At 69.3% G+C, this 26,049-nt stretch carries 24 protein-coding genes; 17 read left to right on the plus strand and 7 right to left on the minus strand.

Annotation, left to right across the window (positions count from 1 at the left end):
- The first annotated feature begins 95 nt into the window (after nt 1–95).
- The 7 genes from FD678_RS05115 to FD678_RS05145 all read left to right on the plus strand — a co-directional run bounded on the left by FD678_RS05115 (nt 96) and on the right by FD678_RS05145 (nt 9,058).
- A complete protein-coding gene (locus FD678_RS05115; protein ID WP_218569523.1) occupies nt 96–1,289 on the plus strand; it encodes an HlyD family secretion protein in 1,194 nt (397 codons plus the stop codon).
- On the plus strand, nt 1,286–2,860 hold the full coding sequence (locus tag FD678_RS05120; protein ID WP_140720052.1) for an MDR family MFS transporter: 1,575 nt from the start codon (nt 1,286–1,288) through the stop codon (nt 2,858–2,860). The genes FD678_RS05115 and FD678_RS05120 overlap by 4 nt, the downstream gene beginning before the upstream one ends.
- On the plus strand, nt 2,860–4,329 hold the full coding sequence (locus FD678_RS05125) for an efflux transporter outer membrane subunit (protein WP_140720054.1): 1,470 nt from the start codon (nt 2,860–2,862) through the stop codon (nt 4,327–4,329). Before FD678_RS05120 ends, FD678_RS05125 begins: the two co-directional genes overlap by 1 nt.
- 352 nt (nt 4,330–4,681) lie before the next feature.
- Complete coding sequence (locus tag FD678_RS05130; protein WP_140720056.1) at nt 4,682–5,827, plus strand: ABC transporter ATP-binding protein; 1,146 nt, start codon at nt 4,682–4,684, stop codon at nt 5,825–5,827.
- Entirely contained in the window at nt 5,824–6,735 is a 912-nt protein-coding gene (locus tag FD678_RS05135) for an ABC transporter permease subunit (RefSeq protein WP_140720058.1), read from the plus strand. Before FD678_RS05130 ends, FD678_RS05135 begins: the two co-directional genes overlap by 4 nt.
- A complete protein-coding gene (locus tag FD678_RS05140; protein ID WP_140720060.1) occupies nt 6,732–7,577 on the plus strand; it encodes an ABC transporter permease subunit in 846 nt (281 codons plus the stop codon). The genes FD678_RS05135 and FD678_RS05140 overlap by 4 nt, the downstream gene beginning before the upstream one ends.
- Nucleotides 7,578–7,693: 116 nt before the next feature.
- The gene (locus FD678_RS05145) at nt 7,694–9,058 is read left to right on the plus strand and encodes an NAD-dependent succinate-semialdehyde dehydrogenase (protein WP_140720062.1); all 1,365 of its coding nucleotides are present in this window, start codon (nt 7,694–7,696) and stop codon (nt 9,056–9,058) included.
- Nucleotides 9,059–9,329: 271 nt separating this feature from the next.
- On the opposite strand, the gene FD678_RS05155 is transcribed toward FD678_RS05145, so the two are convergent.
- The 6 genes from FD678_RS05155 to FD678_RS05180 all read right to left on the minus strand — a co-directional run bounded on the left by FD678_RS05155 (nt 9,330) and on the right by FD678_RS05180 (nt 14,921).
- Nucleotides 9,330–10,337 carry a magnesium and cobalt transport protein CorA gene (locus tag FD678_RS05155; RefSeq protein ID WP_218569524.1) on the minus strand — a complete coding sequence of 336 codons (1,008 nt, stop codon included), beginning with the start codon at nt 10,335–10,337 and terminating at the stop codon, nt 9,330–9,332.
- Nucleotides 10,338–10,470: 133 nt separating this feature from the next.
- Complete coding sequence (locus tag FD678_RS05160; protein WP_218569525.1) at nt 10,471–11,676, minus strand: lipoprotein N-acyltransferase Lnb domain-containing protein; 1,206 nt, start codon at nt 11,674–11,676, stop codon at nt 10,471–10,473.
- On the minus strand, nt 11,673–12,554 hold the full coding sequence (locus FD678_RS05165; RefSeq protein WP_140720066.1) for an HlyC/CorC family transporter: 882 nt from the start codon (nt 12,552–12,554) through the stop codon (nt 11,673–11,675). The genes FD678_RS05160 and FD678_RS05165 overlap by 4 nt, the downstream gene beginning before the upstream one ends.
- Before the next feature lie 275 nt (nt 12,555–12,829).
- Nucleotides 12,830–13,354 carry a hypothetical protein gene (locus tag FD678_RS05170; RefSeq protein ID WP_140720068.1) on the minus strand — a complete coding sequence of 175 codons (525 nt, stop codon included), beginning with the start codon at nt 13,352–13,354 and terminating at the stop codon, nt 12,830–12,832.
- A 98-nt stretch (nt 13,355–13,452) separates the two neighbouring features.
- The gene (gene ybeY, locus FD678_RS05175; protein WP_140720070.1) at nt 13,453–13,938 is read right to left on the minus strand and encodes an rRNA maturation RNase YbeY; all 486 of its coding nucleotides are present in this window, start codon (nt 13,936–13,938) and stop codon (nt 13,453–13,455) included.
- Complete coding sequence (locus FD678_RS05180) at nt 13,935–14,921, minus strand: PhoH family protein (RefSeq protein ID WP_140720072.1); 987 nt, start codon at nt 14,919–14,921, stop codon at nt 13,935–13,937. The genes ybeY and FD678_RS05180 overlap by 4 nt, the downstream gene beginning before the upstream one ends.
- A gap of 130 nt (nt 14,922–15,051) precedes the next feature.
- On the opposite strand from FD678_RS05180, the gene FD678_RS05185 reads away from it, so the two are divergent.
- The 4 genes from FD678_RS05185 to FD678_RS05200 are packed head-to-tail and all read left to right on the plus strand — an operon-like array spanning nt 15,052 to nt 18,779.
- Nucleotides 15,052–15,759, plus strand: coding sequence for a TetR/AcrR family transcriptional regulator (locus FD678_RS05185; protein WP_140720074.1), 708 nt, complete (start codon nt 15,052–15,054; stop codon nt 15,757–15,759).
- A gap of 32 nt (nt 15,760–15,791) precedes the next feature.
- Nucleotides 15,792–16,754 (plus strand): HlyD family secretion protein, encoded by a 963-nt coding sequence (locus FD678_RS05190; protein ID WP_140720076.1) that lies wholly within the window; start codon nt 15,792–15,794, stop codon nt 16,752–16,754.
- Nucleotides 16,747–17,694 carry an ABC transporter ATP-binding protein gene (locus tag FD678_RS05195; RefSeq protein ID WP_218569526.1) on the plus strand — a complete coding sequence of 316 codons (948 nt, stop codon included), beginning with the start codon at nt 16,747–16,749 and terminating at the stop codon, nt 17,692–17,694. The genes FD678_RS05190 and FD678_RS05195 overlap by 8 nt, the downstream gene beginning before the upstream one ends.
- Complete coding sequence (locus FD678_RS05200; protein WP_140720078.1) at nt 17,691–18,779, plus strand: ABC transporter permease; 1,089 nt, start codon at nt 17,691–17,693, stop codon at nt 18,777–18,779. Before FD678_RS05195 ends, FD678_RS05200 begins: the two co-directional genes overlap by 4 nt.
- A 232-nt stretch (nt 18,780–19,011) precedes the next feature.
- On the opposite strand, the gene miaB is transcribed toward FD678_RS05200, so the two are convergent.
- On the minus strand, nt 19,012–20,460 hold the full coding sequence (miaB, locus tag FD678_RS05205) for a tRNA (N6-isopentenyl adenosine(37)-C2)-methylthiotransferase MiaB (protein ID WP_140720080.1): 1,449 nt from the start codon (nt 20,458–20,460) through the stop codon (nt 19,012–19,014).
- A 275-nt stretch (nt 20,461–20,735) separates the two neighbouring features.
- Between miaB and FD678_RS05210 the strand changes: the two genes are divergently transcribed.
- The 6 genes from FD678_RS05210 (at nt 20,736) to FD678_RS05235 (ending at nt 25,777) form a co-directional block, all read left to right on the plus strand.
- Complete coding sequence (locus FD678_RS05210; protein WP_140720082.1) at nt 20,736–21,644, plus strand: lytic transglycosylase domain-containing protein; 909 nt, start codon at nt 20,736–20,738, stop codon at nt 21,642–21,644.
- A 173-nt stretch (nt 21,645–21,817) separates the two neighbouring features.
- Nucleotides 21,818–22,447 carry a ubiquinol-cytochrome c reductase iron-sulfur subunit gene (petA, locus tag FD678_RS05215; RefSeq protein ID WP_140720084.1) on the plus strand — a complete coding sequence of 210 codons (630 nt, stop codon included), beginning with the start codon at nt 21,818–21,820 and terminating at the stop codon, nt 22,445–22,447.
- 2 nt (nt 22,448–22,449) lie between these two features.
- A complete protein-coding gene (locus tag FD678_RS05220) occupies nt 22,450–23,709 on the plus strand; it encodes a cytochrome b (protein ID WP_140720086.1) in 1,260 nt (419 codons plus the stop codon).
- Nucleotides 23,702–24,448 (plus strand): cytochrome c1, encoded by a 747-nt coding sequence (locus tag FD678_RS05225; protein ID WP_140720088.1) that lies wholly within the window; start codon nt 23,702–23,704, stop codon nt 24,446–24,448. The genes FD678_RS05220 and FD678_RS05225 overlap by 8 nt, the downstream gene beginning before the upstream one ends.
- A gap of 182 nt (nt 24,449–24,630) precedes the next feature.
- Nucleotides 24,631–25,248 (plus strand): glutathione S-transferase N-terminal domain-containing protein, encoded by a 618-nt coding sequence (locus FD678_RS05230; protein WP_218569527.1) that lies wholly within the window; start codon nt 24,631–24,633, stop codon nt 25,246–25,248.
- Between the two features lie 109 nt (nt 25,249–25,357).
- On the plus strand, nt 25,358–25,777 hold the full coding sequence (locus FD678_RS05235) for a ClpXP protease specificity-enhancing factor (RefSeq protein ID WP_218569528.1): 420 nt from the start codon (nt 25,358–25,360) through the stop codon (nt 25,775–25,777).
- The last annotated feature ends 272 nt before the right edge of the window (nt 25,778–26,049 follow it).

Genomic DNA, 26,049 nt, shown 5'->3' on the forward strand with positions numbered 1-26,049 from the left:
GCGGTACAAATAATAGTAAGGTAGCCGTCCCGACCATACGTGGCCGTCTGTTCGTCAGGACGGCGAGACCGCAACGGCTTTCAAGGAACCTGGCTTTGAGCACTGCAGACGACGATCAGGCACGCGGGCATTCCCCTTCCAACGGGTCCGATGACCGCCAGGACAAGGACGGCAAGCCTTCGGCGCTCGCCAACCCCAAGGTCAAGTGGACGCTTCTCGTCGTCGGCCTGGTGCTGCTGGCCGGGCTGGTCGCTTGGTTCGTGCACTGGCTGCTGGTCGGGCGCTACCTGCAGGAAACCAACAACGCCTACCTGAAGGCCGATGCGGTCGCGGTGGCGCCGCGGGTCAACGGCTACGTCACCCAGGTGTTCGTCAAGGACAACCAATGGGTGAAGGCCGGCGAGTCGCTGCTCGAGATCGACGGGCGTACCTACCGCGCGCAGCTGGAGCAGGCCGAGGCGGTGGTGGCGGTGCGCGAGGCCGACATCGCCGCCGCCGAGGCCGGCGTGCAGGGACAATCCGCGCAACTGCTGCAGGCGCGCACCCAGGTCACCGCGGCGGCGGCCAGCCTGCGCCTGGCCAAGGCGGAGGTCGCGCGGTTCACCCCGCTCGCCGCCAGCGGCGCCGACACCCACGAACACCTGGAAAGCCTGCAGCACGACCTTGAACGCGCGCAGGCGCAATACGACGCCGCCCGGGCCCAGCTCGAAGGCGCCGGCAGCCAGCTGGAAGCGTCCAAGGCGCAGCTTGCCCAGGCCCGTGCGGGCCTGGCGCAGGCCCGCGCCGATGCCGACGCCGCGCGCCTGGCCTTCGAGGACACGCGGCTGACCGCGCGCATCGACGGGCGCATCGGCAACAAGACCGTGCAGGTCGGCCAGTTCGTCGCCGCCGGTACCCGCACGATGACGGTGATGCCGGTGGAGGACCTCTACCTCGAGGCCAACTTCAAGGAAACCCAGATGGGCCTGATGCGGCCGGGGCAGCCGGCGGAGATCGAGGTCGACGCCCTGTCCGGCGTGAAGCTGCACGGCACGGTCGACAGCATTTCGCCCGGTACCGGCTCGCAGTTCGCGCTGCTGCCGCCGGAGAACGCCACCGGCAACTTCACCAAGGTCGTGCAGCGCGTGCCGGTGCGCATCCGCGTCGATGCCGGCGCCGAGGCGCGCAAGGTGCTGGTGCCGGGCATGTCGGTGGTGGTGACCGTCGATACCCGCTCGGCCAAGGACGGCAAGGCGCGGGCCGAGGACGAGGCCGGGCGCGAGGGCGCGAAGGGCGGGGCGGCGCAGTGAGCGCGCATGCCGCCGCGGCGGCCGCCGGCCGCCCGCGCAAGGCGGACGCCAGCGCCTGGCTGGCCGTGGCCGCCGGCACCATCGGTTCGTTCATGGCGACGCTGGACATCTCCATCGTCAATGCCGCGTTGCCGACCATCCAGGGCGAGGTCGGCGCGAGCGGCACCGAGGGCACCTGGATCTCCACCGCCTACCTGGTCTCGGAGATCGTGATGATCCCGCTGACCGGCTGGTTCGTGCGCACGCTCGGGCTGCGCAACTTCCTGCTGATCTGCGCGATCATGTTCACCGCGTTCTCGGTGATGTGCGGGCTGTCCACGACGCTGCCGATGATGATCCTGGGGCGCGTGGGGCAGGGATTCGCCGGCGGCGCGCTGATCCCGACCGCGCTGACCATCGTCGGCACGCGCCTGCCGCCGGAGCAGCAGACCCAGGGCACCGCGCTGTTCGGCATGACCGTGATCCTGGGGCCGGTGATCGGGCCGCTGCTGGGCGGCTGGCTGGCCGAGAACGTCAGCTGGCACTACGCGTTCTTCATCAACGTGCCGATCTGCGCGGGCCTGGTGGCGCTGTTGCTGCTGGGCCTGAAGCACGAGAAGGCCGACTGGGGCGGATTGCTGCGCGCCGACTGGCTCGGCATCTTCGGCATGACCGCGGGCCTGGGCGCGTTGACGGTGGTGCTGGAGGAGGGACAGCGCGAGCGCTGGTTCGAGTCGGAGCTGATCCTGATGCTCTCGCTGCTGTCGCTGCTCGGCTTCGGCGCGTTGCTGCTGGCGCAGTTCATCAACCGCGAGCCGGTGATCCGGCTGTCGATCCTGCGCAACCGCGCCTTCGCCTCGGTGTTCGTGATGGTGACGGCGGTGGGCATGATCCTGTTCGGCGTGATGTACATGATCCCGCAGTTCCTGGCGGTGATCTCCGGCTACAACACCGAGCAGGCCGGCTACGTGCTGTTGCTCGGCGGCGTGCCGACCGTGCTGCTGATGCCGTTGATGCCCTGGATGCTGGCCAACGTGGACGTGCGCCTGATGGTGGGCATCGGCATGGCCGCGTTCGCCGGCGCCTGCTTCGTCAACCTCGGACTGACCGCCGACAGCGTCGGCATCCACTTCGTGATCGGCCAGTTGCTGCAGGGCGTGGGCCTGGCGTTCGCGATGATGGCGCTCAACCAGGCCGCGATCACCTCGGTGCCGCAGAACCTCACCGGCGACGCTTCGGGCCTGTTCAACGCCGCGCGCAACCTCGGCGGTTCGATCGGCCTGGCGTTGATCTCCACCTTCCAGGAGCGCCGGCTGACCTTCCACACCGAGATGATCGGCAGCTCGACCACGGCCAACTCGCCGCTGGCGCAGGACTACCTGCACGGCATCGGCGCCCAGCTGCAGGCGGGCAGCGGCGACGCGCAACTGCAGGCGTTCGCCCGGATCGCGCAGCTGGTGCAGCAGCAAGCGCTGGTGATGACCTACAACGACCTGTTCTGGATCTTCGGCGTGATCGTGGTTTGCACGTTCCCGTTGATCTTCATGCTCAAGCCGCTGCCCAAGGGCGGCGGGCCCATGGTGATGCACTGATGACCACCCGTTCCCCGTTCCGTCCGTTGTTGCTGCCGGCCGCGCTGCCGCTGCTGTTGTCGGCGTGCATGCTGGGCCCGGACTACGTCAAGCCCGACGTGGCCGGCGACGCCCTGGCGCAGGCGCGCCTGCCGCGCGCCGATCCGGCCGTCGTCGCCGATGCGCCGCCGCCGCGGCGCTGGTGGGAGGCGCTCGACGATGCGCAGCTCACCTGGCTGGTCGAGCAGGCGCTGGCCCACAGTCCCGACCTGCGCGCGGCCGAGGCCAACGTCAGCGCCTCGCGCGCGCTGGTGCGGCAGCGCCGGGCCGAGCGGATGCCGAGCGTCGGCGCCACCGCGGGCTACGTGCACGCGCGCATGCCCGACGCGATCGTCGATGCGGCGCGCAGCACCCCGCAGTTGCAGGGAACCGACCTGGACAACGTCGAGCTCTACACCGCGGCCTTCGACGCGAGCTGGGAGCTGGACCTGTTCGGGCGCCGCCGCCGCGCGCAGCAGGAGGCGCAGGCGCAGGCCGAGGCCGACGAGGCCCAGCTGGCGGACGCGCAAGTCCAGCTCGCCGCCGAGGTGGGCCGTGCCTACGCCAACTACCGCGGTACCCAGGAGCGGCTTGCGATCGCCCGCGACAGCCGCGACAAGGCGGCGAAGATGCTGGAGCTGACCCGGCAGCGCCGCGAACGCGGCGCCGCGCCGCAGACCGACGTGGAACGCGCGCTGGCGCAGCTGCGCCAGCAGGAGGCGTCGATCCCGGACCTGCAGGCGACCCTGCAGGAATCGCTCGACCAGCTGGCGCTGATGACCGGACGCGTGCCCGGCGCCCTCGATGCCGCACTGGCCGAACCGCGGCCGCTACCGCAGTTGCCGGCGGTAGTGCCGGTGGACGATGCGGCCTCGCTGATCCGCAGGCGCCCGGACGTGCGCAGGGCCGAGCGCCAGCTGGCCGCGTCGTCGGCCAAGATCGGCCAGGCGCTGTCGGGCTACTTCCCGCAGGTGACGCTGCTCGGCGGGATCGGCATGGGCGCGACCTCGCCGGGCGATCTCGGCTCCGACGCGGTCGGCACGGTGGTCGCGCCGATCCTGCGCTGGTCGGTGTTCGATTTCGGCAAGACGCGCTCGCAGGTGGCGCAGGCGAGGGCGGGCAACCAGGCCTATGCGGCCAGCTACGAGGCCAAGGTGCTCGCGGCCCTGCAGGACGCCAACAACGCGCTGGCGCGCTTCGGCGCCTCGCGCCGGGCACTGGCGATGGCCGGCGATGCGGCGGACGCGGCGACGCGTTCGTCCGACCTGGTGCAGCAGCGCTACCGGGCCGGCGCCACGTCGTTGATCGACGCGCTGGACGTGCAGCGCCAGCAGCTGTCCGCGCGCGACAGCCGGACCCAGGCGCAGATGAAGCTGCTGGTGGACTACATCGGCCTGCAGAAGAGCCTGGGGCTGGGCTGGCAGGCGCCGGAGCAGGCGGCGGCCAGGTAGGCCGTACTTCCTTGCTCGGCTCTGTTCGGGCCGGGCAGTGTTCTTTTGGGAGGGACTTCGGTCCCGGCGGCAGCATCGGCCAAGCGTTGGGACCGAAGTCCCTCCCGCAAGATAAGTAGTTGAACACCGTTCCGGGGCTTCGCCCCCGCCTCGCCCCGTCCGCGTCCCGGTCCACGCCGGCGGCGTGGGCGCTCCGAGGCACGCGCGCCGCCGGCGCGCGGGCCGTGCCTTGCCGCCTCTAGCGGAGGGGACTTCGAGCGTTTTCCCGCCACCGTGGCCCCGCTACACTGCTCGTCACGGGCGGCGGGGGCAGGCGCGGCGCCCGCGATCCTTCACCGATCAGGAGTGTTCGATGGCGTCGACCGAGGCCAGGCCGCAGAATCCGTCTTCCTCCGCGGCGTCCGAGCGCCCGGACGACTACCTCTCGATCAGCGGCGTGCGCAAGGAGTTCGACGGTTTCGTCGCGCTCGACGACGTCAGCCTGAACGTGCGCAAGGGCGAGATCTTCGCGCTGCTCGGCGGTTCGGGCAGCGGCAAGTCCACGCTGCTGCGCTGCCTGGCCGGTTTCGAGACGCCGACCCGCGGCCGCATCGTCCTCGACGGCCAGCCGATGAACGACCTGCCGCCGTACGAGCGGCCGATCAACATGATGTTCCAGTCCTACGCGCTGTTCCCGCACATGACGGTCGAGCAGAACATCGCCTTCGGCCTCAAGCAGGACGGGCTGGGCAAGGACGCGATCCGCACGCGCGTGGGCGAGATGCTCGAGCTGGTGCAGCTGGGCAGGCTCGCCAAGCGCAAGCCGCACCAGCTCTCCGGCGGGCAGCAGCAGCGCGTGGCGCTGGCGCGCTCGCTGGCCAAGGGGCCGAAGCTGCTGCTGCTGGACGAGCCGATGGGCGCGCTCGACAAGAAGCTGCGCAACCAGATGCAGCTGGAGCTGGTCAACATCATCGAGAAGACCGGCGTCACCTGCGTGATGGTCACCCACGACCAGGAGGAGGCGATGACGATGGCCACCCGCATCGCGCTGATGGACCAGGGCTGGATCCAGCAGGTCGGCACGCCGGCGGACATCTACGAGTCGCCGAACAGCCGCTTCGCCGCCGAGTTCATCGGTTCGGTGAACCTGATCGAGGGCCGGATCGACGAGGACCAGCCCGACCACGTGACGCTGCTCTGCCCGCAGTTCCCGGTGCCGATCTACATCAGCCACGGCATCACCGGCGTGGAAGGCCAGGAGGTGGCCTTCGCGGTGCGCCCGGAGAAGGTGTGGATCACCCAGGCCGAGCCGGAGCAGCAGTACAACAAGGCGCGCGGGACCATCGAGGACATCGCCTATTTCGGCAGCCACTCGATCTTCCACGTGCGCCTGCCCAGCGGCCTCAAGCTGCAATCCAACTTCGCCAACCAGAAGCGCTGGGAGAGCGAGGGGATGACCTGGGGCGACGAGGTCTGGGTGTCCTGGGACGACAACGACGGCGTGGTGCTGACCTCATGAACCCGCGCGCGCTCAAACGCTGGCTGCCGGGCGGCCGCTGGGCGGTGATCGCGCCGCCGTACCTGTGGCTGCTCGTGTTCTTCGCGATCCCGTTCCTGATCGTGCTGAAGATCTCCTTCAGCCGGCTGGCGATCGCGATGCCGCCGTACACGCCGCTGCTGGAGTACGTGGACGAGGCGCTCACGGTCCGCCTCAACCTCGGCAACTATCTCTCCTTGCTGGCCGACAACCAGTACCTGCTGGCCTACCTGAGTTCCATCAAGATCGCCGCGATCTCCACGCTGCTGGCGCTGCTGGCCGGCTATCCGATCGCCTACGTGATCGCGCGGATGCCGCCGGCGGCGCGCAACGTCGCGATGATGCTGGTGGTGCTGCCTTCGTGGACCTCGTTCCTGATCCGCGTGTACGCCTGGATCGGCATCCTCGACAGCAACGGCGTGCTCAACCGGCTGCTGACCGGGCTGGGCCTGATCGACTCGCCGCTGCACATCCTGTACACGCCCGTCGCCGCGTACATCGGCATCGTCTACTGCTACCTGCCGTTCATGGTGCTGCCGCTGTACGCCAACCTGGTCAAGCTCGACCACCGCCTGCTCGAGGCCGCCTACGACCTCGGCGCGCGGCCGTGGAAGGCGTTCCTCACCATCACCCTGCCGCTGTCGCGCAACGGCATCATCGCCGGCTGCATGCTGGTGATGATCCCGGCGGTGGGCGAGTTCGTGATCCCGGAGATGCTGGGCGGGCCGGACACGCTGATGATCGGGCGCGTGCTGTGGGGCGAGTTCTTCAACAACCGCAACTGGCCGGTGGCCTCGGCGGTGGCGATCGTGATGCTGGGCTTGCTGATGATCCCGATCCTGATCTTCAACCGTTACCAGCAGCGCGAGCTGGAAGGGCGGCTGACATGAGCGCGACGCGCAGCGGCCGCCTGGCGACCTGGCTGGTGCTGGGCCTGGGGTTCGGCTTCCTGTACCTGCCGATCCTGTTGCTGATCGTCTACTCGTTCAACGAGTCGCGCCTGGCCACGGTCTGGTCGGGTTTTTCGACCAAGTGGTACGGCGAACTGCTGCGCGACCGGCAGATGCTGGACGCGGCCTGGATCAGCCTCAAGGTCGCGTTCTGGACCGCCACCGCCTCGATGGTGATCGGCACGATGGCGGCGATGGCGATGACCCGACTGCGGCGCTTCCCCGGCAAGACGCTGTTCGGCGCGCTGATCTCCGCGCCGCTGGTGATGCCGGAGGTGATCATCGGCCTGTCGATCCTGCTGATGCTGGTCTCGGTCGGCGGCGCGATCGGCATCGCGCCGAAGGGCGTCACCGCGATCTGGATCGCGCACGTCACCTTCACCCTGTCGTTCGTCACCGTGGTGGTGTCCTCGCGCCTGCAGGAGCTGGACCGCTCGCTGGAAGAGGCAGCGATGGACCTGGGCGCGAACCGGCTCAAGGTGTTCTTCCTGATCACGCTGCCGATCATCGCCCCGGCGCTGGTGTCCGGGTGGCTGCTGGCGTTCACGCTGTCGCTGGACGACGTGGTGATCGCCAGCTTCGTCGCCGGCCCGAGTTCGACCACCTTGCCGATGAAGGTGTTCTCCTCGGTACGCATGGGCCTGAGCCCGAAGATCAACGCGTTGGCGACGATCCTGGTGCTGGCGGTGTCGGTGGCCGCGGCGATCGGCTGGTGGATCATGGCGCGCAACGAGAAGCGCCGGCAGCAGGACATCCAGCTGGCGCTGCAGGAGAACGGTTGAGTTCGCGGGGCGGCTACGGCCCGCCGCGGCCGGGGCCGCTCCCGCAATGATGTCGCTGACGCGATGACGACCTGCGCGGGGCTAGCATATGCGCATTCGTTTTCCGGAGTCGCACGATGAGCTACCAGACCGTCAATCCGTACACGGGCCGACCCGAGCACACCGTCCAGGCGATGGACCAGGCGGCGATCGAGCGGCGCCTGGCCGCCGCGGCCAGGGCGTTCCCGGCCTGGGCGGCGCGGCCGCTGGACGAGCGCGGCGCGCTGCTGCGCAAGGCCGGCGAGGAACTGACCCGGCGCCGCGACGACATCCAGCGGATCATGACGGCGGAAATGGGCAAGCTGCGCAAGGAGGCGCTGGCCGAGATCGACAAGTGCGCGCAGGCTTGCGCGTACTACGCCGAGCACGCCGCGGAATACCTGGCGCCCAAGGAGATCCGCACCGAGGCTCGGCGCAGCTACGTCCACTACGAGCCGATCGGCTGCGTGTTCGCGGTGATGCCGTGGAACTTCCCGATCTGGCAGGTGTTCCGTTTCCTCGCGCCGTCGCTGATGGCGGGCAACGTATCCCTGCTCAAGCACGCGACGAACGTGCCGCGTTGCGCCGACGCCATCGCCGAGGTGCTGGAGGCCGCGGGCGTGCCGGAAGGCGTGTTCGACGTGCTGCACATCGACAACGAGCAGGCCGCGGCGGTGCTGCGCGATCCCCGCGTCGCCGCGGTGACGCTGACCGGCAGCGAGCGTGCCGGGCGCGCGATCGCGTCCAACGCGGGCGAGCAGCTGAAGAAATCGGTGATGGAGCTCGGCGGCAGCGACGCCTTCGTCGTGCTCGACGACGCGGACCTCGACAGGACGGTCGAGGCCGCGGTGAAGTCGCGTTTCGACAATGCCGGCCAGACCTGCATCGCCGCCAAGCGCTTCATCGTGGTCGAGGCGATCGCCGACGCGTTCGTGGCGAAGTTCGTCGAAGCCGCGGGCAAGCGCAGCTACGGCGATCCCGCCGACGAGGCCACGACGCTGGCGCCGATGGCGCGCGCCGACCTGCGCGACGAGCTGCACAAGCAGGTACGGGCCAGCATCGCCAAGGGCGCCGAGCTGTTGCTGGGCGGCGAGCCGACCCCGGGCTCGCATGCCGGTTATCCGGCCACGATCCTGGACCGGGTCGGCCCGGGCATGCCGGCCTACGAGGAGGAGCTGTTCGGCCCGGTCGCGGCGATCCTCCGCGTCAAGGACGAGGCCGAAGCCGTGCGCGTCGCCAACGACACCACCTTCGGCCTCGGCGGCAGCGTCTGGACCGGCGACGCCGGGCGCGGCGAGGCCGTGGCGCGCCAGCTGCAATGCGGCGCCGCGTTCGTCAACGCCATCGTGAAGAGCGACGTGCGGATGCCGTTCGGCGGCACCAAGCGTTCCGGCTTCGGCCGCGAACTGGCCGAGCACGGCATCCACGAGTTCATGAACGTCAAGACGATCTACGTGGCTTGAGCGGGGCCCGGGAAAGCCTGCCCGGGATCGCGCGGTGCTGTGGGAGGGGCCTCGGCATGCCGAGGCCACTCCCACAAAGAAGCCAAAAAAGCAGGGAGAGCATCAAATCGCTTGACAGCCGGATCCAGGCAAAGATGCTTCTCCCGAATCCCGAATCCCGAATCCCGAATCCCGAATCCCGAATCCCGAATCCCGAATCCCGAATCCCGAATCCCGAATCCCGAATCCCGAATCCCGAATCCCGAATCCCGAATCCCGAATCCCGAATCCCCTACAGCCACTTCGCCCGCTTGAACAGGCGATACAGCACCAGGCACGACAGTGCCACGCCGCCCACGAGGATCGGGTAGGACCAGCGTCCGCCGAGTTCCGGCATGTGCTCGAAGTTCATGCCGTACCAGCTGGTGATCAGGGTCGGCGCCGCCAGCAGCGCCGCCCAGGCGCCGAGGCGCTTGACCGTCTCGCCCTGGGCCAGCGTGACCAGCGAGAGGTTCACGCTCAGTGCGGTACCCAGCATCTCGCGCAACGTGTCGATCGCGTCGTTGATGCGCGCCGCGTGGTCCAGCACGTCGCGCAGGTAGACGACGACGCTGTCGGGGATCAAGGGACCGGGGTTGCGCTTGAGGTGCGAGAGCACGTCCTGCAGCGGCGCCACCACCAGCCGCATCTTGTTGAGCTCGCGCTTGAGCTCGTACAGCCGCACCACGGTGCGGCGCTTGTAGCTCTCAGAGAAGATGTCCTTCTCCAGCAGTTCCAGGGTGTCCCGGAACTCGTCCATGATCGGCAGGTAGTTGTCGACCACGAAGTCCAGGATGGCGTACAGGCTGAAGGCCGGGCCGAGCGACAGCATCGACGGCTCGCGCTCCATCTGCGCCCGCACCGGCGCATAGGAGAGCGAAGCGCCATGGCGCACCGTCAGCAGGAAGCGCTTGCCGAGGAAGGCGTGGGTCTCGCCGTAACGGATCCGCTCGTCCACCAGTTGCGCGGTCTTGACCACCACGAACAGCGAGTTGCCATAGCCCTCGACCTTGGGGCGCTGGTGCGCCTTGAGCGCGTCCTCGATCGCCAGGTCGTGCAGCCCGAACTCGCTCTGCAGCAGCCGCAGCACGTCCTCGGCGGGTTCGTACAGGCCCACCCAGACGAAGCCCTCGTCGTCCTTCTCGAGCTCTTCGCTGATCCGGTCGAGGCCGATGTCGTGGCGCTTGCCGTGGCCATCGTAGAACGCGCAGGTGATGACGCACGCGGGATTGTCGGAAGGGGTCGGGTGCATTTCGGTCATGGCGCGCATCGTGCGCCAGCGCGCGGGCAGGGGCAAGCCGCGCCGTTCGCGCGCAGCGGGCGCTACGACGGGAACGTGAGCGTGATCCGCGCTCCGGGAAGCCGCGATCCCGCCGAAGCGGAATCCGTGGACGCTAGCCCGCCGCGGGCGGGACCGTCTTGCGGGCGCGCCCCAGCGCCATGGCCAGCGCGGCATGGATCGGCAACAGCAGCATGATCCACTGCAGGTTGAACTGCGGCTGGAACGACAGCCAGTCGATGACCAGCGCGAGCACGCCCGCGGCGACCACCAGCCAGGCGACGATGCCGAACCACCGGCCGGGCACGTGCCGCCGCAGCGATCCGAAGGCGCCGGCGACCAGCAGCAGGCACAGCGGATTGAGCAGGAGCAGGTTGCGGTTGCCCCAGGCGGCCTGGTGCGCGGTGAAGCCCCACAGGTAGATCAACAGCCCGCCGCCGATCGCGCAGGCCAGCCAGAACGGAATCGCCAGGCCGGCCAGCAGGCGCGGGCGCCGCGCGAGGGCCAGCACGCCGGCGGCGACGACCAGGCCGGCAAGCAGCCACGGCCAGCGCGACCGCGCCTGGTCCGGCGGTTCCGGCGCGATCCGGTGCGGCAGCAGTTCCTGGGTGGACTGCACCAGCGGGCGGCCTTCGCTGTTGCGCGCCTCGGCGAGGCTTTCGGCGAGCCGCATCGGGACGAACGCTTCCTGCCAGCGCGACAGCGGTTTGTCGGCGTAGGGCCCCAGCCCCAGGTCGAAGCCGAGCCACATCCACGGCGCCGGCGAGGCCAGCCGCACCGCTTCGCTGCGATAGGTATTGCCGCGCGAGCGGCCGGCGAGCTGCGCCTTCAATGCGCCTCCCATCGCCTGGTCCAGGCTGTCGCGGACCATCGTGGCGCAGTTGGCGGTGAAGTAGTCGTAGCGATAGCGCGCGTTCTCCGGGCGGCTGCGCACCGCCAAAGCGTCGGCCAGCGCGGTCGCCTGCCGCGGGGGCAGGTCCAGCCACTGGATGCTGACCCCGCGCCCGCTGTCGCGGTACTGCTGCAGGTCTTCCTCCAGCGGCAGCGCGACGAGGTAGTACATCATCTCGCCCTCGACGAAGCGGCCGACGAAGTCGGGCTCGCTCGGGTCGAAATAGCCGAAGTTGTACGAGATGGCCCGTCCGGTGGCGGGATCGGCCACCACGATCGCGTCGTGGCCGAAGCGCTCGAAGAACACCTCGCCGGGCTGCATCGTCGCCACGCCGATCCGCGGCGCGGCCTGGGCGAACGCCCAGGCCGGCAGCAGGCAGGCCAGCAACGCCAGCAGCCGCAGCGCGGCGATGGGAAGCGCGCGGATCAAGCCTCGTCCTGCAGTTCGGGCGGCAGCACGGTGACGTGCAGCGCATGCACGCGGCGCGCGTCGGCCTTGGCGACGCGGAACGCGAACCGGCCCAGCGTCAGTTCCTCGCCGGTCTCGGGCAGGTGGCCGATCGCGTCGGTCACCAGGCCGCCCACCGTGTCGTAGTCGTCGTCGGGGAAGTCGGCGCCGAAGCGCTCGTTGAAATCCTCGATCGGCGTCAGCGCGTCGACCACGTACTGCCCGTCGGACTGCACGGCGATCAGCGAGCTCTCGTCCTCGGCCTCGTCGTGCTCGTCGTCGATCTCGCCGACGATCTGTTCCAGCACGTCCTCGATGGTGACCAGGCCGGCCACGCCGCCGTACTCGTCCACCACGATCGCCATGTGGTTGCGCGACAGCCGGAATTCCTTGAGCAGGACGTTGAGCTTCTTGGACTCCGGGATCAGCACCGCCGGGCGCAGCAGCTCGCGCACGTTGCCGGGACCGTTGTCGGCGACCACGCCGCGCAGCAGGTCCTTGGCGAGCAGGATGCCGAGCACCTCGTCCTTGTTCTCGCCGTGCACGGGGAAACGGGAATGGCCGGATTCGACCACCTGCTTCATCAGGTCGAGGAAGCGCGACTCGACCGGCAGCGAGACCATCTGCGAGCGCGGCACCATCACGTCGGCGACGGTGAGCTCGGAGACCGAGATCGCGCCTTCCATCATGCGCAGCGTATCGGCGGCGATCAGGCCGTCGCCGTGGGCCGTGCGAAGCAGGGCGACCAGTTCGTCGCGGGTATGCGGTTCGCCCGAGAAGGCCGCGCTGAGGCGTTCGAGCCAACTGCGGCGTCTTTCCTGGGGTTCGGGCGAACTGTGACTACTGTCGTCTTCGGACATCATTCGGGGAAACGGCACCCGGCGAGCCGGGCGTTGGGTCCAAGTCTAGCAGGGTGGAGCCGGCACCCGGGACCCGAGGGGCAGAAGCGACGCCCCCTGTGGGAGCGGCTTCAGCCGCGATGAGGCGTTCCCAGTTGAACCCCCGCACATGGATGTGCGGGCTTTTGCAGGGGGATCTGTATGAAAGCTCATCGCGGCTGAAGCCGCTCCCACAGGGCACAGGCTGTCTTGACCGGGAACGGAGCCAAGAGCCCTTCCCCAATCCCGGTCGGTCCTCAAGGCTTGTCCAGGTCGTAGGTGCAGCCGGCCAGGGTCTTGCCCGGGTGGCTGCGCACGTCCGACACGCTCAGGATCACCGATTCGACCATCTTCTCGCCGGTGCCCGGGGTGACCACGTCGCGGCTGGCGACCTCGCGGCCGGCCATGAATTTCTCCGGCGTGTCCACGCCGGTTTCCAACTGCAGGCGCTTGGCGAGCGTGCGGGGATCGGGGCCGTCGAGCAGCAGCATGATCGTGCCGCCCGAGACCACGAGGTGGTCGCTGGACGCGCCGAACGCGGCGACCGGCGCCGGCAGCCGGAATTCGCTCATGAACGGATTGCTGCGCGGCAGCGCCTGCCAGCCGAGGGCTTCGGCCGCGGCGGGGTCGTTCAGCACCGGCACGATGCCGTGCGCATACGCCGCGATGTCCTGGCGGCACTCGATCAAGGCCGGCAGGTCGGGCGCGGTGGCCGGTTCGGCGGCCGCGCACGTGCCGGCGGCGAAGGCAAGGCCAAGGGCGGCGAGCAGGGGGCGGGTCAAGAAGGCAGTCTCCGGAACATGGCGGGCGGAGGGCGTCGTAGAGGTGCTTCGGCCCCGATGGGCGCTGCGTCCAGGCGCCGGTGCCGCGCGTCCCGGGCTCAACGCTCGCCCGCGTAGGGATCGGCGACGCCGAGTTCGGCCAGGATCTCGCGTTCGAGCTGTTCCATCGCCTCGGCTTCCCTGTCGTCCTCGTGGTCCCAGCCGAGCAGGTGCAGCGTGCCGTGGACGGTCAGGTGGGCATAGTGCGCGCTCAGTAGCTTGCCCTGCTCGCGGGCCTCGCGTTCCACCACCGGGGCGCAGATCACCAGGTCGCCGAGCAATGGGAACTTCACGCCCTTGGGCAGGCCTTCGGGGACTTCCGCCGGGAAGCTCAGCACGTTGGTGGCGTAGTCCTTGCCGCGGTAATGGTGATTGAGCGAGCGGCCTTCCTTGGCATCGACCAGGCGGATCGCCAGGTCGGCCTCGCGGATGCGGCCCTTCAGCGCGGCCGCGACCCACTTGCGGAAGCTCACCGCCGACGGCAACCCGGCGCGGGGCAGGGCGTAGCTGACGGCGACGTCGAGGCGTACCGGTCCGCGGGTCATGGCGAGGCTCCCGTCTGCGCGTCCTGGAGGTCGCGCCTGTCGTAGGCGCTGACGATGCGCGCGACCAGCGGATGGCGCACCACGTCGCGCGACTCGAAGAAGGTGAAGCTGACGCCTTCCACGTCGCGCAGCACGTCGATCGCGTCGCGCAGGCCGGACTTGACGTGCTTGGGCAGGTCGATCTGGGTGAGGTCGCCGGTGATCACCGCGGTCGAGCCGAAGCCCAGGCGCGTCAGGAACATCTTCATCTGCTCGATGGTGGTGTTCTGCGCCTCGTCCAGGATCACGTAGGCGTCGTTGAGCGTGCGCCCGCGCATGTAGGCCAGCGGCGCGATCTCGATGACGTTCTTCTCCAGCAGCTTCACCACCTTCTCGACGCCGAGCATCTCGTACAGCGCGTCGTAGAGCGGGCGCAGGTACGGGTCGACCTTCTGGCTCAGGTCGCCGGGCAGGAAGCCGAGCTTCTCGCCGGCCTCCACCGCCGGGCGCACCAGGACCAGCCGCTGCACGCGCGACTCGTTCAGCGCCTCGACCGCGCTGGCGACCGCCAGGAAGGTCTTGCCGGTGCCGGCCGGGCCGATGCCGAAGTTGATGTCGTGCGTGGCGATCAGGTGCAGGTACCTGGCCTGGTTGGCGCCGCGCCCGCGGATGGTGCCGCGCTTGACCTTGATGGCCACTTCCTGTGGCGCGTACTCGCGCCGGGCCACGTGCTCGACGTTGGCCTCGTTGAGGCGCAGGTGGATCGCATGGCTGTCGAACGTGGTGCCGGCGGCCTCGTCGTAAAGCGCGCGCAGCAGCTTCTCGGCCGCGGCGGCCGCCGCTTCCGGGCCGGTGACACGGAACACGTTGCCGCGATTGGCGATCTCCACGCCGAGCTTGAGCTCGATCTGGCGCAGGTGTTCGTCGAACGGTCCGGCCAGGTTGGACAGGCGCTCGGTATCGACGGGATCGAGGGTGAAGTCGCGTTGCGCGGGTGTGGTCATGAGGCGTTCGGAGCGGCGCCGTGCCGCGAGGCGCGGCCGAGCAGGGAACCAAGGTTAGCGCGTCGGCGCGGCAAACCCCAGCGCCGCGGAATTCACCCGGCCTTAATTAAATGTGGATTTAAATATCGCCATGGTCGATCCCAAGCCACCTCGAGACGCCGCCGGCAAGCGCGCGGCCGGCACCCGCAAGCGCGCCGCACGGCCCCGCCCGCCGGGGCGGCCGGCGGTGGCCGACGGCAAGGACCACCAGGCCGGCCTGCTCGACGCGGCGCTGGCGTGCTTCGCCGAGCAGGGCATCGCCGGCACGCGGATGCGCGACGTCGCCCAGCGTGCCGGCGTCACCCCCGCGCTGGTGAACTACTACTTCGGCGACAAGGAGCAACTGCTGCGCAGCGTGGTGGAGACGCGGCTGCGGCCGGTCGCCGCCGGGCTGGTCTCGCGCCTGGTCGCCGCCGGCGACGACCTGCCCGCGACGGTGCGCGCCTTCGTCGAGGGCGTGGTGGCCGTGGTCGAGCAGAACCCCTGGTGGCCGCAGCTGTGGGTACGCGAGGTGTTGTGCGAGGGCGGCTCGCTGCGCGGCCTGCTGACCGACGAGGTCGGCCCGCAGGTCGCCCGGATGATGGCGGCGCGTTTCGCCGACGCGCAGGCGCGCGGCGAGCTCAATCCCGGCCTGGACCCGCGCCTGCTGATGACCTCGCTGGTCGGATTGACGATGTTTCCAGCTGCGGGCGCGCCGATCTGGCGGCGCCTGCTGGGGGCGGAGGAACTGGGCATGGACGCGGTGGCCGGGCATGCGCTGGCACTGCTGTGGCACGGGGCCTGGAGCGGGCCGCGCTGAGCGGCCGGTATTCGGAAACGACGGAGAACGCGATGCGCAAGCTGCTCCTCATTCTTTCGTGCGCCGTCCTGGCGCTGGCCGGCGGTTGCCGGCGCGAGCCCGATCCGCTGTTGGGTACGCTGGAGTGGGACCGGATCACGCTGCCCGCGCCGGCGGCGGAACGCATCGTGGCGATGGACGTGCGCGAGGGCCAGCAGGTCGCGGCCGGCACGCGGTTGATGCAGTTGGAGCTGGTGCGTACCCGTTCGCAGCTGCAGGGCCTGCAGGAGCAGGCCCGCCAACGCGAACAGGCGCTGCAGGAACTGGTGGCCGGCCCGCGCACGGAGCAGATCGCGCAGGCCCGCGCGCAGCTGGCCTCGGCGCGGGCGCAGGCCCGCGATGCCACCGCCTACTACGCGCGCCTGCAGCCGCTGGGCCGGCAGCAACTGGTCGCGGCCGCCGACGTCGATCGCGCGCGCGCCGCCGCCGGCGATGCGCAGGCGCAGGTGCGCGCGGCCGAGCAGGCCCTGCTGGAGCTGGAGCGCGGCAACCGGGCCGAGGACATCGCACAGGGCGAGGCGGCCTTGCGTGCCGCGCAGGCCGACGCCGCGGTGCAGGCGGTCAACCTGGAGAAACTGGACATCGTGGCCCCGCGCGCCGGCCGCGTGGACAGCCTGCCGTACAAGCTGGGCGACCAGGCGCCGGTCGGCGCTTCGCTGGCGGTGATGCTGGTCGGCGATGCGCCGTATGCGCGCATCTACGTGCCGGCCACCCTGCGCGGGCGCGTGGCCATCGGCCAGGCGTTGCAGGTCAGCGTGGACGGCAGCGGCCAGGTGTACCGAGGACGGATCCGTGCGATCCGCAGCGAGCCGATGTTCACTCCCTATTACGCGCTCTCCGGCGGCGATGCCGAACGCCTGACCTACCTGGCCGAGGTGCAGCTGCCGGCGAGCGCGAAGGACCTGCCGGTGGGCGTGCCGGTGCGGGCGCGGCTGGCGGACGACGCCCATGAATGACGCCGGCGGCGGCATCGCGATCCGCGCGCACGGGCTGACCAAGCGCTTCGGCGATTTCACCGCCGTCGACCACGTCGACCTGAGCGTGCCGCGCGCGCAGGTCTACGGCTTCCTCGGGCCGAACGGCTCCGGCAAGTCCACCACCATCCGCATGCTGTGCGGGCTGCTCACGCCCAGCGACGGCGACGTGGAGGTGCTGGGCCTGCCGATCCCCGAGCAGGCCGAGGCGCTGCGCCGGCGCATCGGCTACATGACCCAGCGCTTTTCGCTGTACGAGGACCTCACCGTGCGCGAGAACCTGCAGTTCCTCGCCACGGTGCAGGGCCTGCCGCGCGCGCGCCGCAACGCGCGCGTGGAGGAGCTGCTGCACGCCTACGACCTGGAGGCCTTGCAGAAGCAGCTCGCCGGCACGATGAGCGGCGGCCAGAAGCAGCGCCTGGCGCTCGCCGGCGCTGTGGTGCACGAGCCGCAGCTGCTGCTGCTCGACGAGCCGACCAGCGCGGTCGATCCGGAATCGCGGCGCGGCTTCTGGGAAAAGCTGTTCGAGCTGGCCGACGGCGGCACCACGTTGCTGGTATCCACCCACTACATGGACGAGGCCGAGCGCTGCCATCGCATCGCCATCCTCGAGCGCGGGCGCCTGGTGGCCGACGGCACGCCGGCCGAGCTGACCGGGCGCCTGGAGGGGCGCACGCTGGGCGTACGCAGCCCGGCGCTGCGGCAGGCGCAGAAGATCCTGCACGCCGTGGACGGCGTGCTCTCGGTGGCGCAGATCGGCAACGAGCTGCGCGTGTTGTGCGCGCCGGGACGGGGCGACCCGGACGCGCTCGCCGCGGCATTGCGCGAACGCGGCCTGGAGGCGCAGGTGGCCCGCATCGAGCCCAGCCTGGAAGACGTGTTCGTCGCCGCGACCCGCGGCCGCGAGGAGGAGGGCGCATGAAGATCGCGCAGATCTACGCGGTCATGGTCAAGGAGGTGCGGCAGATGATGCGCGACCGCATGACCCTGGCGATGATGATCGGGATCCCGACGCTGCAACTGCTGCTGTTCGGCTATGCGATCAACCTGGACGTGCGCAACCTGCCGGCGGCGGTGGCCGACCTGGCCGACACGGCGGCCTCGCGCGCGCTGGTGCGCGACATGCTGGCGACCGGGGTGGTCGAGCCGGTCGCCGCCGCGCGCACCCCGGCCGAGATCCAGTCGCTGATCCGGGCCGGCACGATCGAGGTCGGCATCGTGGTGCCGCCGGATTTCGAGCGCCGGCTGGGCGAAGGCCGCGAGGTGATGCAGGTGATCGTCGACGGCGCCGATACCTCGGTGCAGGCCGCCGCGCGCCAGCTGGCGCAGATGCCGCTGGACGGGCGCATGTCCAGCGCGCAATCGCAGGCGCGCATCAGCGTGCTGCCGCTGTACAACCCGCAGCGGGTGTCGGCGATCAACGTGGTGCCGGGCCTGATCGGGGTGATCCTGACCATGACCCTGGTGATGTTCACGGCGATGGCGATCGTGCGCGAGCGCGAACGCGGCAACCTGGAGATGCTGATCGCCACGCCGGTGTCCAGCGCCGAGCTGATGGTCGGCAAGGTGCTGCCCTACATCGCGGTGGGGCTGATCCAGGCCACGGTGATCCTGGTGCTGGGCGGCTTGCTGTTCGACGTGCCGGTGCGCGGCGGGCTGCCCGCGGTCTACGCGGCATCGATGCTGCTGATCGTGGCGAACCTCAGCCTGGGGCTGCTGATCTCCACGCGCGCGCAGTCGCAGTTCCAGTCGATGCAGATGACGTTCTTCCTGTTCCTGCCCTCGATCCTGCTGTCGGGCTTCATGTTCCCCTTCGACGGCATGCCCAGGCTGGCGCAGTGGCTGGCCGAGGCGCTGCCGCTGACCCACTTCATCCGGCTGATCCGCGGCACCATGCTGCGCGGCGCCTCGCCGTCGGAGTTGTGGCCGGACGCGCTGGCGCTGGTGGTGTTCACCGCGGTGATGATGACGCTGGCGATCTCGCGCTTCCGCAAGCGGCTGGATTGAGGGTTTCTCCACAGTCGTTGTGGAACCCGGCTGCAGCAACCTGTGGATAACGGCCGCAGGGGGCCGCGGCGCAAGGGATCGAGCCGGATTGGCGAAAGAATCGCCACTGGCCGGCGCGCTGTCCACAACCGGTGTGGATCGAATGCGGAAAAGCCTGTGGGTAACCCGCGGCACGGCTTGTGCCGCAAGGCCCGGCGAAGGCCTGGCGAAAAAACCGCCAGGCCCGGCCGGCTCAGGCCGCGTCGGCGTCCCCGCCCAGTTGGACGCGGCCGCGCAGCGAGTTGGTCAGCGCCTCGGTGATCAGCACGTCCACGAACTGGCCGACCAGGCGCGGATGGCCGGGGAAGTTCACCGAGCGCATGTTCTCGGTCTTGCCGGTCAGCTCGTTCGGGTTCTTCTTCGACGGCCCTTCGACCAGCACGGTCTGCACGGTGCCGACCATCCGCTGCGAGATGCCCGCGGCGTATTCGTTGATGTGCTTCTGCAGCCGCTCCAGGCGCGCGTGCTTGACCGCCTCGGGCGTATCGTCGTCGAGGTCCGCGGCCGGGGTGCCGGGGCGGCGCGAGTAGATGAAGGAGAAGCTCTGGTCGAAGCCCACGTCCTCGATCAGCTTCATGGTCTTCTCGAAGTCGGCGTCGGTCTCGCCCGGGAAGCCGACGATGAAGTCCGAGCTGATCGAGATGTCCGGGCGCACCGCGCGCAGCTTGCGGATCTTCGACTTGAACTCCAGCGCGGTGTAGCCGCGCTTCATCGCGGCGAGGATGCGGTCGCTGCCGGCCTGCACCGGCAGGTGCAGGTAGTTGGCCAGTTGCGGCACGTCGCGATAGGCGTCCACCAGGGAGTCGGAGAACTCCAGCGGGTGCGAGGTGGTGAAGCGGATGCGGCCGATGCCCTCGATCTGGGCGATGGTGCGGATCAGCAGGCCCAGGTCGGCGACTTCGCCGCCTTCCATCGGCCCGCGGTAGGCGTTGACGTTCTGGCCGAGCAGGTTGATCTCGCGCACGCCCTGCGCCGCCAGTTGCGCCACTTCCACCAGCACGTCCTCGAACGGCCGGCTGACCTCGGTGCCGCGGGTGTAGGGCACCACGCAGAACGAGCAGTACTTCGAGCACCCTTCCATGATCGAGACGAACGCGCTCGGGCCTTCGGCGCGCGGCTCGGGCAGGCGGTCGAACTTCTCGATCTCCGGGAAGCTGATGTCCACCTGCGGCCGGTTTTGCTCGCGACGGGCGCGGATCAGCTCGGGCAGGCGGTGCAGGGTCTGCGGGCCGAACACCAGGTCCACGTACGGCGCGCGCTTGACGATGGCTTCGCCTTCCTGCGAGGCGACGCAGCCGCCTACGCCGATGATCACGTCGCGGCCGTTGCCCTTCAGCGCCTTCCAGCGGCCGAGCTGGCTGAACACCTTCTCCTGCGCCTTCTCGCGGATCGAACAGGTGTTGACCAGGACGACGTCGGCCTCCTCCGGGTCGTCGGTCAGTTCCAGCCCCTCGGCCTGCGCGAGCACGTCGGCCATCTTGGCCGAGTCGTATTCGTTCATCTGGCACCCGTGGGTCTTGATGTACAGCTTCCCGCGCGCACCGCCCGGGATGGCCGGGCGCTGGCCGGGCAAGGGCACGAGCGTGGGGGAATCCACGGCAACGGCCGTGGCGGGGATTTCGGAGGCGGGCGTCCCGGGCATGGCGCTTATTCCAGACGGGTGGCTGAGCGGGGGCGGCCACCAGGGCGGCCGCGGCGAGCCGGCTATTGTAGAACGTGCCATGCCCCTTGAAGCGCATTCCCGCGGCCGGTGCCACCGCGGGAATGCGTTGCGGTCCTTGGCAAGACGGGTCGGCCTTGCCCCGGCCCAAGCACGCGGATGCCGCACTCCAAAGGGCATGGCACGCTCTGGCGGCAACAAACCCTTTTCGCGCCAAGCACTTGGCAACGCCCGGCGGAGCTGGGAGACTTCGCGCCATGAAGGGGATACCGGGGATGCTGGGGCTGCTGTTCGCCACGCTGTCGGCTGCGCCGGCCAGCGCCGGCACCCTGTACAAGTGCATCGGCGGCGACGGGATCCCCAGCTACGTGAGCAAGCGCGTCCATGGCGCCTCGTGCAGCGTGGTCGGCAACTACAAGCCCGAGCGCCGCGCGTCCGCCAGGCCGGCGCCGGCCAAGCCCCGGCCCGCCGTGGCGAGCGCCGAGCCGGCGAAGACGGCGGTGCCGCCGGTCGCCGCTTCGGTCGCGCCCAAGTCCGTGGCGCCGATGCCGGCCCCGGCGAACCCGCGCGGATTGCCGCAGCGGGTCGTCAGCGGGCAGCTCTATTCCTACATGAAGGACGGCGTGCGCCACTACACCAGCGCCCGCCCGACGCAGACCGCGAGCATCGAAGGGCTGCGCACGATCCGCTACAGCTTCATCGAGACCTGCTACGCGTGCGCGGTCAACCCCGGCGTCAACTTCGGGACCGTCCGCCTCAACACCGCGGCCTACCAGGGCGAGATCGCCGCCGCCGCGCGCGAGTTCGGCGTGGAGGAGGCGGTCGTGCGCGCGATCATCCACGCCGAATCGGCCTACAACCCGATGGCGCTGAGCCGGGCGGGCGCGCAGGGGCTGATGCAGTTGATGCCGGCCACGGCGCGGCGCTTCGGCGTCGCCGATTCCTACGATGCCGGCCAGAACATCCGCGGCGGCGTGCAATACCTGGCCTGGCTGCTCAAGCGCTTCGACGGCAACCTGACCCTGGCCGCGGCCGGCTACAACGCGGGCGAGGGCGCAGTGGACAAGTACGGCGGGGTGCCGCCCTACGCCGAGACCCAGCGCTACGTACAGCGCGTGGGCGTGCTGGCCGAGCGCTACCGCGGCGTGCTGGCCTCGGTCCAGTAGCGCCGCTCGGCCCGGCTTCGCGGGCATGTCGCCGCCGGCCGGGGCATCTTTCCTTCGCCGACGCATTGTCTGTCCATTAAGCCTTCCGCTACACTCGCCCCGGATTCATCGCGGCTCGACCCCCCGCGGGCCGCTGGCAGCCTCAAGCTACCTAATACAGATCGGAGAGCCGGATGGCCAACGATGGGGTTAACGAGCCCGCCAACACGGGACGTCGACGGTTCCTGACCGCGACAACCGCAGTGGTCGGCGCGGTAGGAGCAGGGTTTCTAGCGGTACCTTTCGTCAAATCGTGGAACCCGAGCGCGCGCGCCAAGCTGGCCGGTGCGCCGGTGACCGCCGACATCAGCGCCCTGCAGGAAGGCCAGCGCCTGATCCTCGAGTGGCGCGGCCAGCCGATCTGGATCGTCAAGCGGTCCAAGGCCATCCTCGATGCGCTGCCGTCGCTGGACGGCCGGCTCAAGGACCCCAAGTCCGAGAACAAGGACCAGCAGCCGGAGTACGTGCTGAAGAACGTCGAGTACCGCTCGATCAAGCCCGAGATATCGGTGCTGGTCGGCCTGTGCACGCACCTGGGCTGCTCGCCCGAGATGGTCGCCGAGATCCGGCCCGAGCCCTACGACCCGCAGTGGAAGGGCGGCTACTTCTGCCCTTGCCACAAGTCGCGCTTCGACATGTCCGGCCGCGTCTTCGACGGCGTGCCGGCGCCGATCAACCTGCTGGTGCCGCCGCACCATTACCAGGACGACAACACGATCGTGATCGGCGTGGATCCGTCCGGCAACAGCACGGGGGCTGCCTGAGCATGGCCAACATCCTTGTCCGCACCGCCAACGGCGTCTTCGACTGGGTCAACGCGCGCGCGCCCGGCCTGATGCCGGTCTACCGCAAGCACGTCAGCGAGTACTACGCGCCGAAGAACTTCAACTTCTGGTACTACTTCGGCTCGCTGGCGCTGCTGGTGCTGGCCAACCAGATCGTCACCGGCATCTTCCTGACGATGCACTACAAGACCAGCGCCGCGGAGGCGTTCGCGTCGATCGAGTACATCATGCGGGACGTGGAGTGGGGCTGGCTGATCCGCTACATGCACTCCACCGGCGCCTCGCTGTTCTTCATCGTGGTCTACCTGCACATGTTCCGCGGGTTGATGTACGGCAGCTACCAGAAGCCGCGCGAGCTGGTCTGGATCCTCGGCATGCTGATCTACCTGGTGCTGATGGCCGAGGCCTTCATGGGCTACGTGCTGCCCTGGGGCCAGATGTCGTTCTGGGGCGCGAAGGTGATCATCTCGCTGTTCGGCGCGATCCCGGTGATCGGCAACGGGCTGACCGAATGGATCATGGGCGACTACCTGCCGTCCGACGCCACCCTCAACCGCTTCTTCGCCCTGCACGTGATCGCGCTGCCGCTGGTGCTGCTGCTGCTGGTGGTACTGCACCTGGGCGCGCTGCACGAGGTCGGCTCCAACAACCCGGACGGCGTGGAGATCAAGAAGGGGCCCAAGGGCAACCGCTGGGACCCGAACAAGCCCGCCGACGGCATCCCGTTCCACCCGTACTACACGGTCAAGGACCTGGTCGGCGTCGGTTTCCTGCTGATCATCGCCGCCTTCATCATCTTCTTCGCGCCGGGCTTCGGCGGGTTGTTCCTGGAGCACGACAACTTCACCGAGGCCAACCGCCTGGTCACGCCCGAGCACATCAAGCCGGTCTGGTACTACACCCCGTACTACGCGATGCTGCGGGTGGTGCCCAACAAGCTGGGCGGCGTGCTGGTGATGTTCTCGGCGATCGCGATCCTGTTCCTGGTGCCGTGGCTGGACAAGGCCAAGGTCAAGTCGATCCGCTACCGCGGCTGGATCTCCAAGGTCGCGCTGGGCACGCTGGCAGTGTGCTTCGTGTGGCTGGGGGTGATCGGCTCCGGCCCGGGCACCGACATCCACGAGACCTACATCGGTCGCGTGCTGACCTTCCTGTACTTCGCCTTCTTCATCACCATGCCGGTGTGGACGAGGCTGGACAAGACCAAGCCGGTGCCTGAGCGGGTGACGACGCATGACTAAGCCATGGTTCGCCCGCGTGGCCACGATGGCCGCGGGCCTGCTGTTCTCCACGACCCTGCTGGCCGCCGAGGGCGGCGCGCTGCAGCAGGCCGGCAACGACCTGAGCGACCGCGCCTCGCTGCAGCGTGGCGCCCAGTTGTTCATGAACTACTGTTCCGGCTGCCACTCGCTGAAGTACCTGCGCTATTCGCGCATGGCGGCCGACCTCGGGCTGACCGAGGAAGAAGTGATGAACAACCTCAACTTCACCGGCGGCAAGATCGGCGACCACATCGAGAACGCGATGCCCCACGATGCCGCCGCCAAGTGGTTCGGCAAGGCGCCGCCCGACCTGAGCCTGATCGCGCGCGTGCGCGGCACCGACTGGATCTATACCTACCTGAAGTCGTTCTACCTGGATTCATCGCGGCCGCTGGGCTGGAACAACACGGTGTTCCCCAACGCCTCGATGCCCAATCCGCTGTGGGAGCTGCAAGGGTTGCAGCAACCCGAGTACGGCGAGCTCGACAAGGCCCTGGGCGAGAGGCCGGTGGTCGGCATCAAGCTGGCGCAGCCGGGCCGGCAGAACCCGGCCGAGTTCGACCAGACCGTGCGCGACATCAGCAACTTCCTGGAATACGCCGGCGAGCCCGCCGCCCTGAAGCGCCAGAGTCTGGGCGTGTGGGTGATCCTGTTCCTGGCCCTGCTGACGTTCCTGGCCTACCTGGTCAAGCGCGAGTACTGGAAGGACGTGCATTGAGCCGGCGACCGGGGGCGGCCGGGCGTTGCAGGCGGTGGGACGATAGCCCTGCTATTGGCTTTTCCGGAGTGTGATTGCACACTCGGGTTCACCGTGGTGAACCGTTGGCAAGGGGCCGGCGGCGCCGATGCGGCCGGCGGATTCCGGTCGTTGGAGAGCCTTGAATGGCGACGAGTGTGCGTATGCGAAATACCCTGACCTTGTTTTCCTCCACCGATGACGTGCTGTGCCATCGGGTCCGGCTGGTGCTGGCCGCCAAGGGCGTCACCTACGACCTGGTGCCGGTCGATGCGCAGAACCCGCCGGAAGACCTGATCGACCTGAATCCCTATCATTCGGTGCCGACGCTGGTGGAGCGCGAGCTGGTGCTCTACGCCGCGTCGGTGGTCAGCGAGTACCTGGACGAGCGCTACCCGCACCCGCCGCTGATGCCGGTCGACCCGCTGTCGCGCGCGCGGCTGCGCCTGGCGATGCTGCGCATCGAGCACGACTGGGTACCGCAGGTGCAGGCGATCCAGCTCGGCAACAAGACCCAGGCCGAGGCCGGCCGCAAGCGCCTGAAGGAACTCCTCACCGCATCGGTGCCGTTGTTCAAGGCCAGCAAGTTCTTCCTCAATCCGGAGATGAGCCTGGCCGATTGCGCGATGGCGCCGATCATCTGGCGCCTGCAGGCGCTGGACGTGCCGCTGCCGAAGGACGGCAAGGCGATCGAGGATTACGGCAACCGGATCTTCCGCAACCCCGGCTTCATCCGCAGCCTCACCGACCAGGAAAAGAAGCTGCGCGACCTGCCGGCGTGATCGTGGCCGGTATGCGCCTGTACCGGCGCGTACCGGTGCCCATCGGGGAATGGACAGCGCGACAGGCCCAGCGCGTAAACTGTCGCACATGAGCCAAGACTTTCCCCGCATGACCAGCCATCGCCCCTATCTGCTGCGGGCGTTGGTGGAATGGATCAACGACAACGGCATGACGCCCCACATCCTCGTGGATGCGGGCTTGCAAGGCGTGCAGGTGCCGCCGAGCTCGGTGCAGGACGGACGCGTGGTGCTGAACATCGCCGAGCGCGCGGTCGTGCACCTGCACATGGACAACGAAGGGGTGAGTTTCACCGCTCGCTTCGGCGGCGTGAGCCATCCGGTGTACGTGCCGATGTCGGCGGTGCTGGCGGTGTATGCGCGCGAGACCGGGCAGGGCATGGCGCTGCCGGACGATATCCCCGGCACGTCGGGCGAGCCGCCGGACGACGATGCCCCGCCGCCGCAGGGGCCGGGCCCGGAGGATGCCCCGCCTGCCGGCAAGCGCCCGCACCTGCGGGTGGTGAAGTAGTCCGTCGCGGCTGTCGCTCGCATCGGGCTCCGGCGCACGCCGGAGCATCGCGGGAGGACTCCAGTCTCGACGGCTTCGCCGGTGTCGTTCGATCGCAAGGGGGATCTGGCTTTTCCCGCTGCGGAATGGGAGCGTAGGGACTGCAGCCTGGCTCACGCACGCCGGCGCGGAAAAGCCAGGCAGGAACGACAGCAGGACCCACAGCGGCGGCAACGACCTGCACGCCTGGTGAATGCCGGTGCCGGAGCCGGATCGGTTCTCCAGCAGTCCGG

It is taken from the genome of Pseudomonas sp. Hp2 (genome assembly GCF_006386585.1).
GTDB lineage: Bacteria > Pseudomonadota > Gammaproteobacteria > Xanthomonadales > Xanthomonadaceae > Pseudomonas_S > Pseudomonas_S boreopolis.

Excerpts from the sequence above, each read along its gene's own strand:
- FD678_RS05155 (WP_218569524.1), bottom strand. The coding sequence starts at position 10,337 with ATGACCGAAATGCACCCGACCCCTTCCGACAATCCCGCGTGCGTCATC.
- FD678_RS05230 (WP_218569527.1), top strand. The coding sequence starts at position 24,631 with ATGCGAAATACCCTGACCTTGTTTTCCTCCACCGATGACGTGCTGTGC.
- FD678_RS05145 (WP_140720062.1), top strand. The coding sequence starts at position 7,694 with ATGAGCTACCAGACCGTCAATCCGTACACGGGCCGACCCGAGCACACC.
- petA (WP_140720084.1), top strand. The coding sequence starts at position 21,818 with ATGGCCAACGATGGGGTTAACGAGCCCGCCAACACGGGACGTCGACGG.
- FD678_RS05135 (WP_140720058.1), top strand. The coding sequence starts at position 5,824 with ATGAACCCGCGCGCGCTCAAACGCTGGCTGCCGGGCGGCCGCTGGGCG.
- FD678_RS05220 (WP_140720086.1), top strand. The coding sequence starts at position 22,450 with ATGGCCAACATCCTTGTCCGCACCGCCAACGGCGTCTTCGACTGGGTC.
- FD678_RS05185 (WP_140720074.1), top strand. The coding sequence starts at position 15,052 with ATGGTCGATCCCAAGCCACCTCGAGACGCCGCCGGCAAGCGCGCGGCC.
- FD678_RS05195 (WP_218569526.1), top strand. The coding sequence starts at position 16,747 with ATGAATGACGCCGGCGGCGGCATCGCGATCCGCGCGCACGGGCTGACC.
- FD678_RS05190 (WP_140720076.1), top strand. The coding sequence starts at position 15,792 with ATGCGCAAGCTGCTCCTCATTCTTTCGTGCGCCGTCCTGGCGCTGGCC.
- ybeY (WP_140720070.1), bottom strand. The coding sequence starts at position 13,938 with ATGACCCGCGGACCGGTACGCCTCGACGTCGCCGTCAGCTACGCCCTG.
- FD678_RS05180 (WP_140720072.1), bottom strand. The coding sequence starts at position 14,921 with ATGACCACACCCGCGCAACGCGACTTCACCCTCGATCCCGTCGATACC.
- FD678_RS05125 (WP_140720054.1), top strand. The coding sequence starts at position 2,860 with ATGACCACCCGTTCCCCGTTCCGTCCGTTGTTGCTGCCGGCCGCGCTG.
- FD678_RS05165 (WP_140720066.1), bottom strand. The coding sequence starts at position 12,554 with ATGTCCGAAGACGACAGTAGTCACAGTTCGCCCGAACCCCAGGAAAGA.
- FD678_RS05210 (WP_140720082.1), top strand. The coding sequence starts at position 20,736 with ATGAAGGGGATACCGGGGATGCTGGGGCTGCTGTTCGCCACGCTGTCG.
- FD678_RS05225 (WP_140720088.1), top strand. The coding sequence starts at position 23,702 with ATGACTAAGCCATGGTTCGCCCGCGTGGCCACGATGGCCGCGGGCCTG.
- FD678_RS05140 (WP_140720060.1), top strand. The coding sequence starts at position 6,732 with ATGAGCGCGACGCGCAGCGGCCGCCTGGCGACCTGGCTGGTGCTGGGC.
- FD678_RS05235 (WP_218569528.1), top strand. The coding sequence starts at position 25,358 with ATGACCAGCCATCGCCCCTATCTGCTGCGGGCGTTGGTGGAATGGATC.
- FD678_RS05130 (WP_140720056.1), top strand. The coding sequence starts at position 4,682 with ATGGCGTCGACCGAGGCCAGGCCGCAGAATCCGTCTTCCTCCGCGGCG.
- miaB (WP_140720080.1), bottom strand. The coding sequence starts at position 20,460 with ATGCCCGGGACGCCCGCCTCCGAAATCCCCGCCACGGCCGTTGCCGTG.
- FD678_RS05200 (WP_140720078.1), top strand. The coding sequence starts at position 17,691 with ATGAAGATCGCGCAGATCTACGCGGTCATGGTCAAGGAGGTGCGGCAG.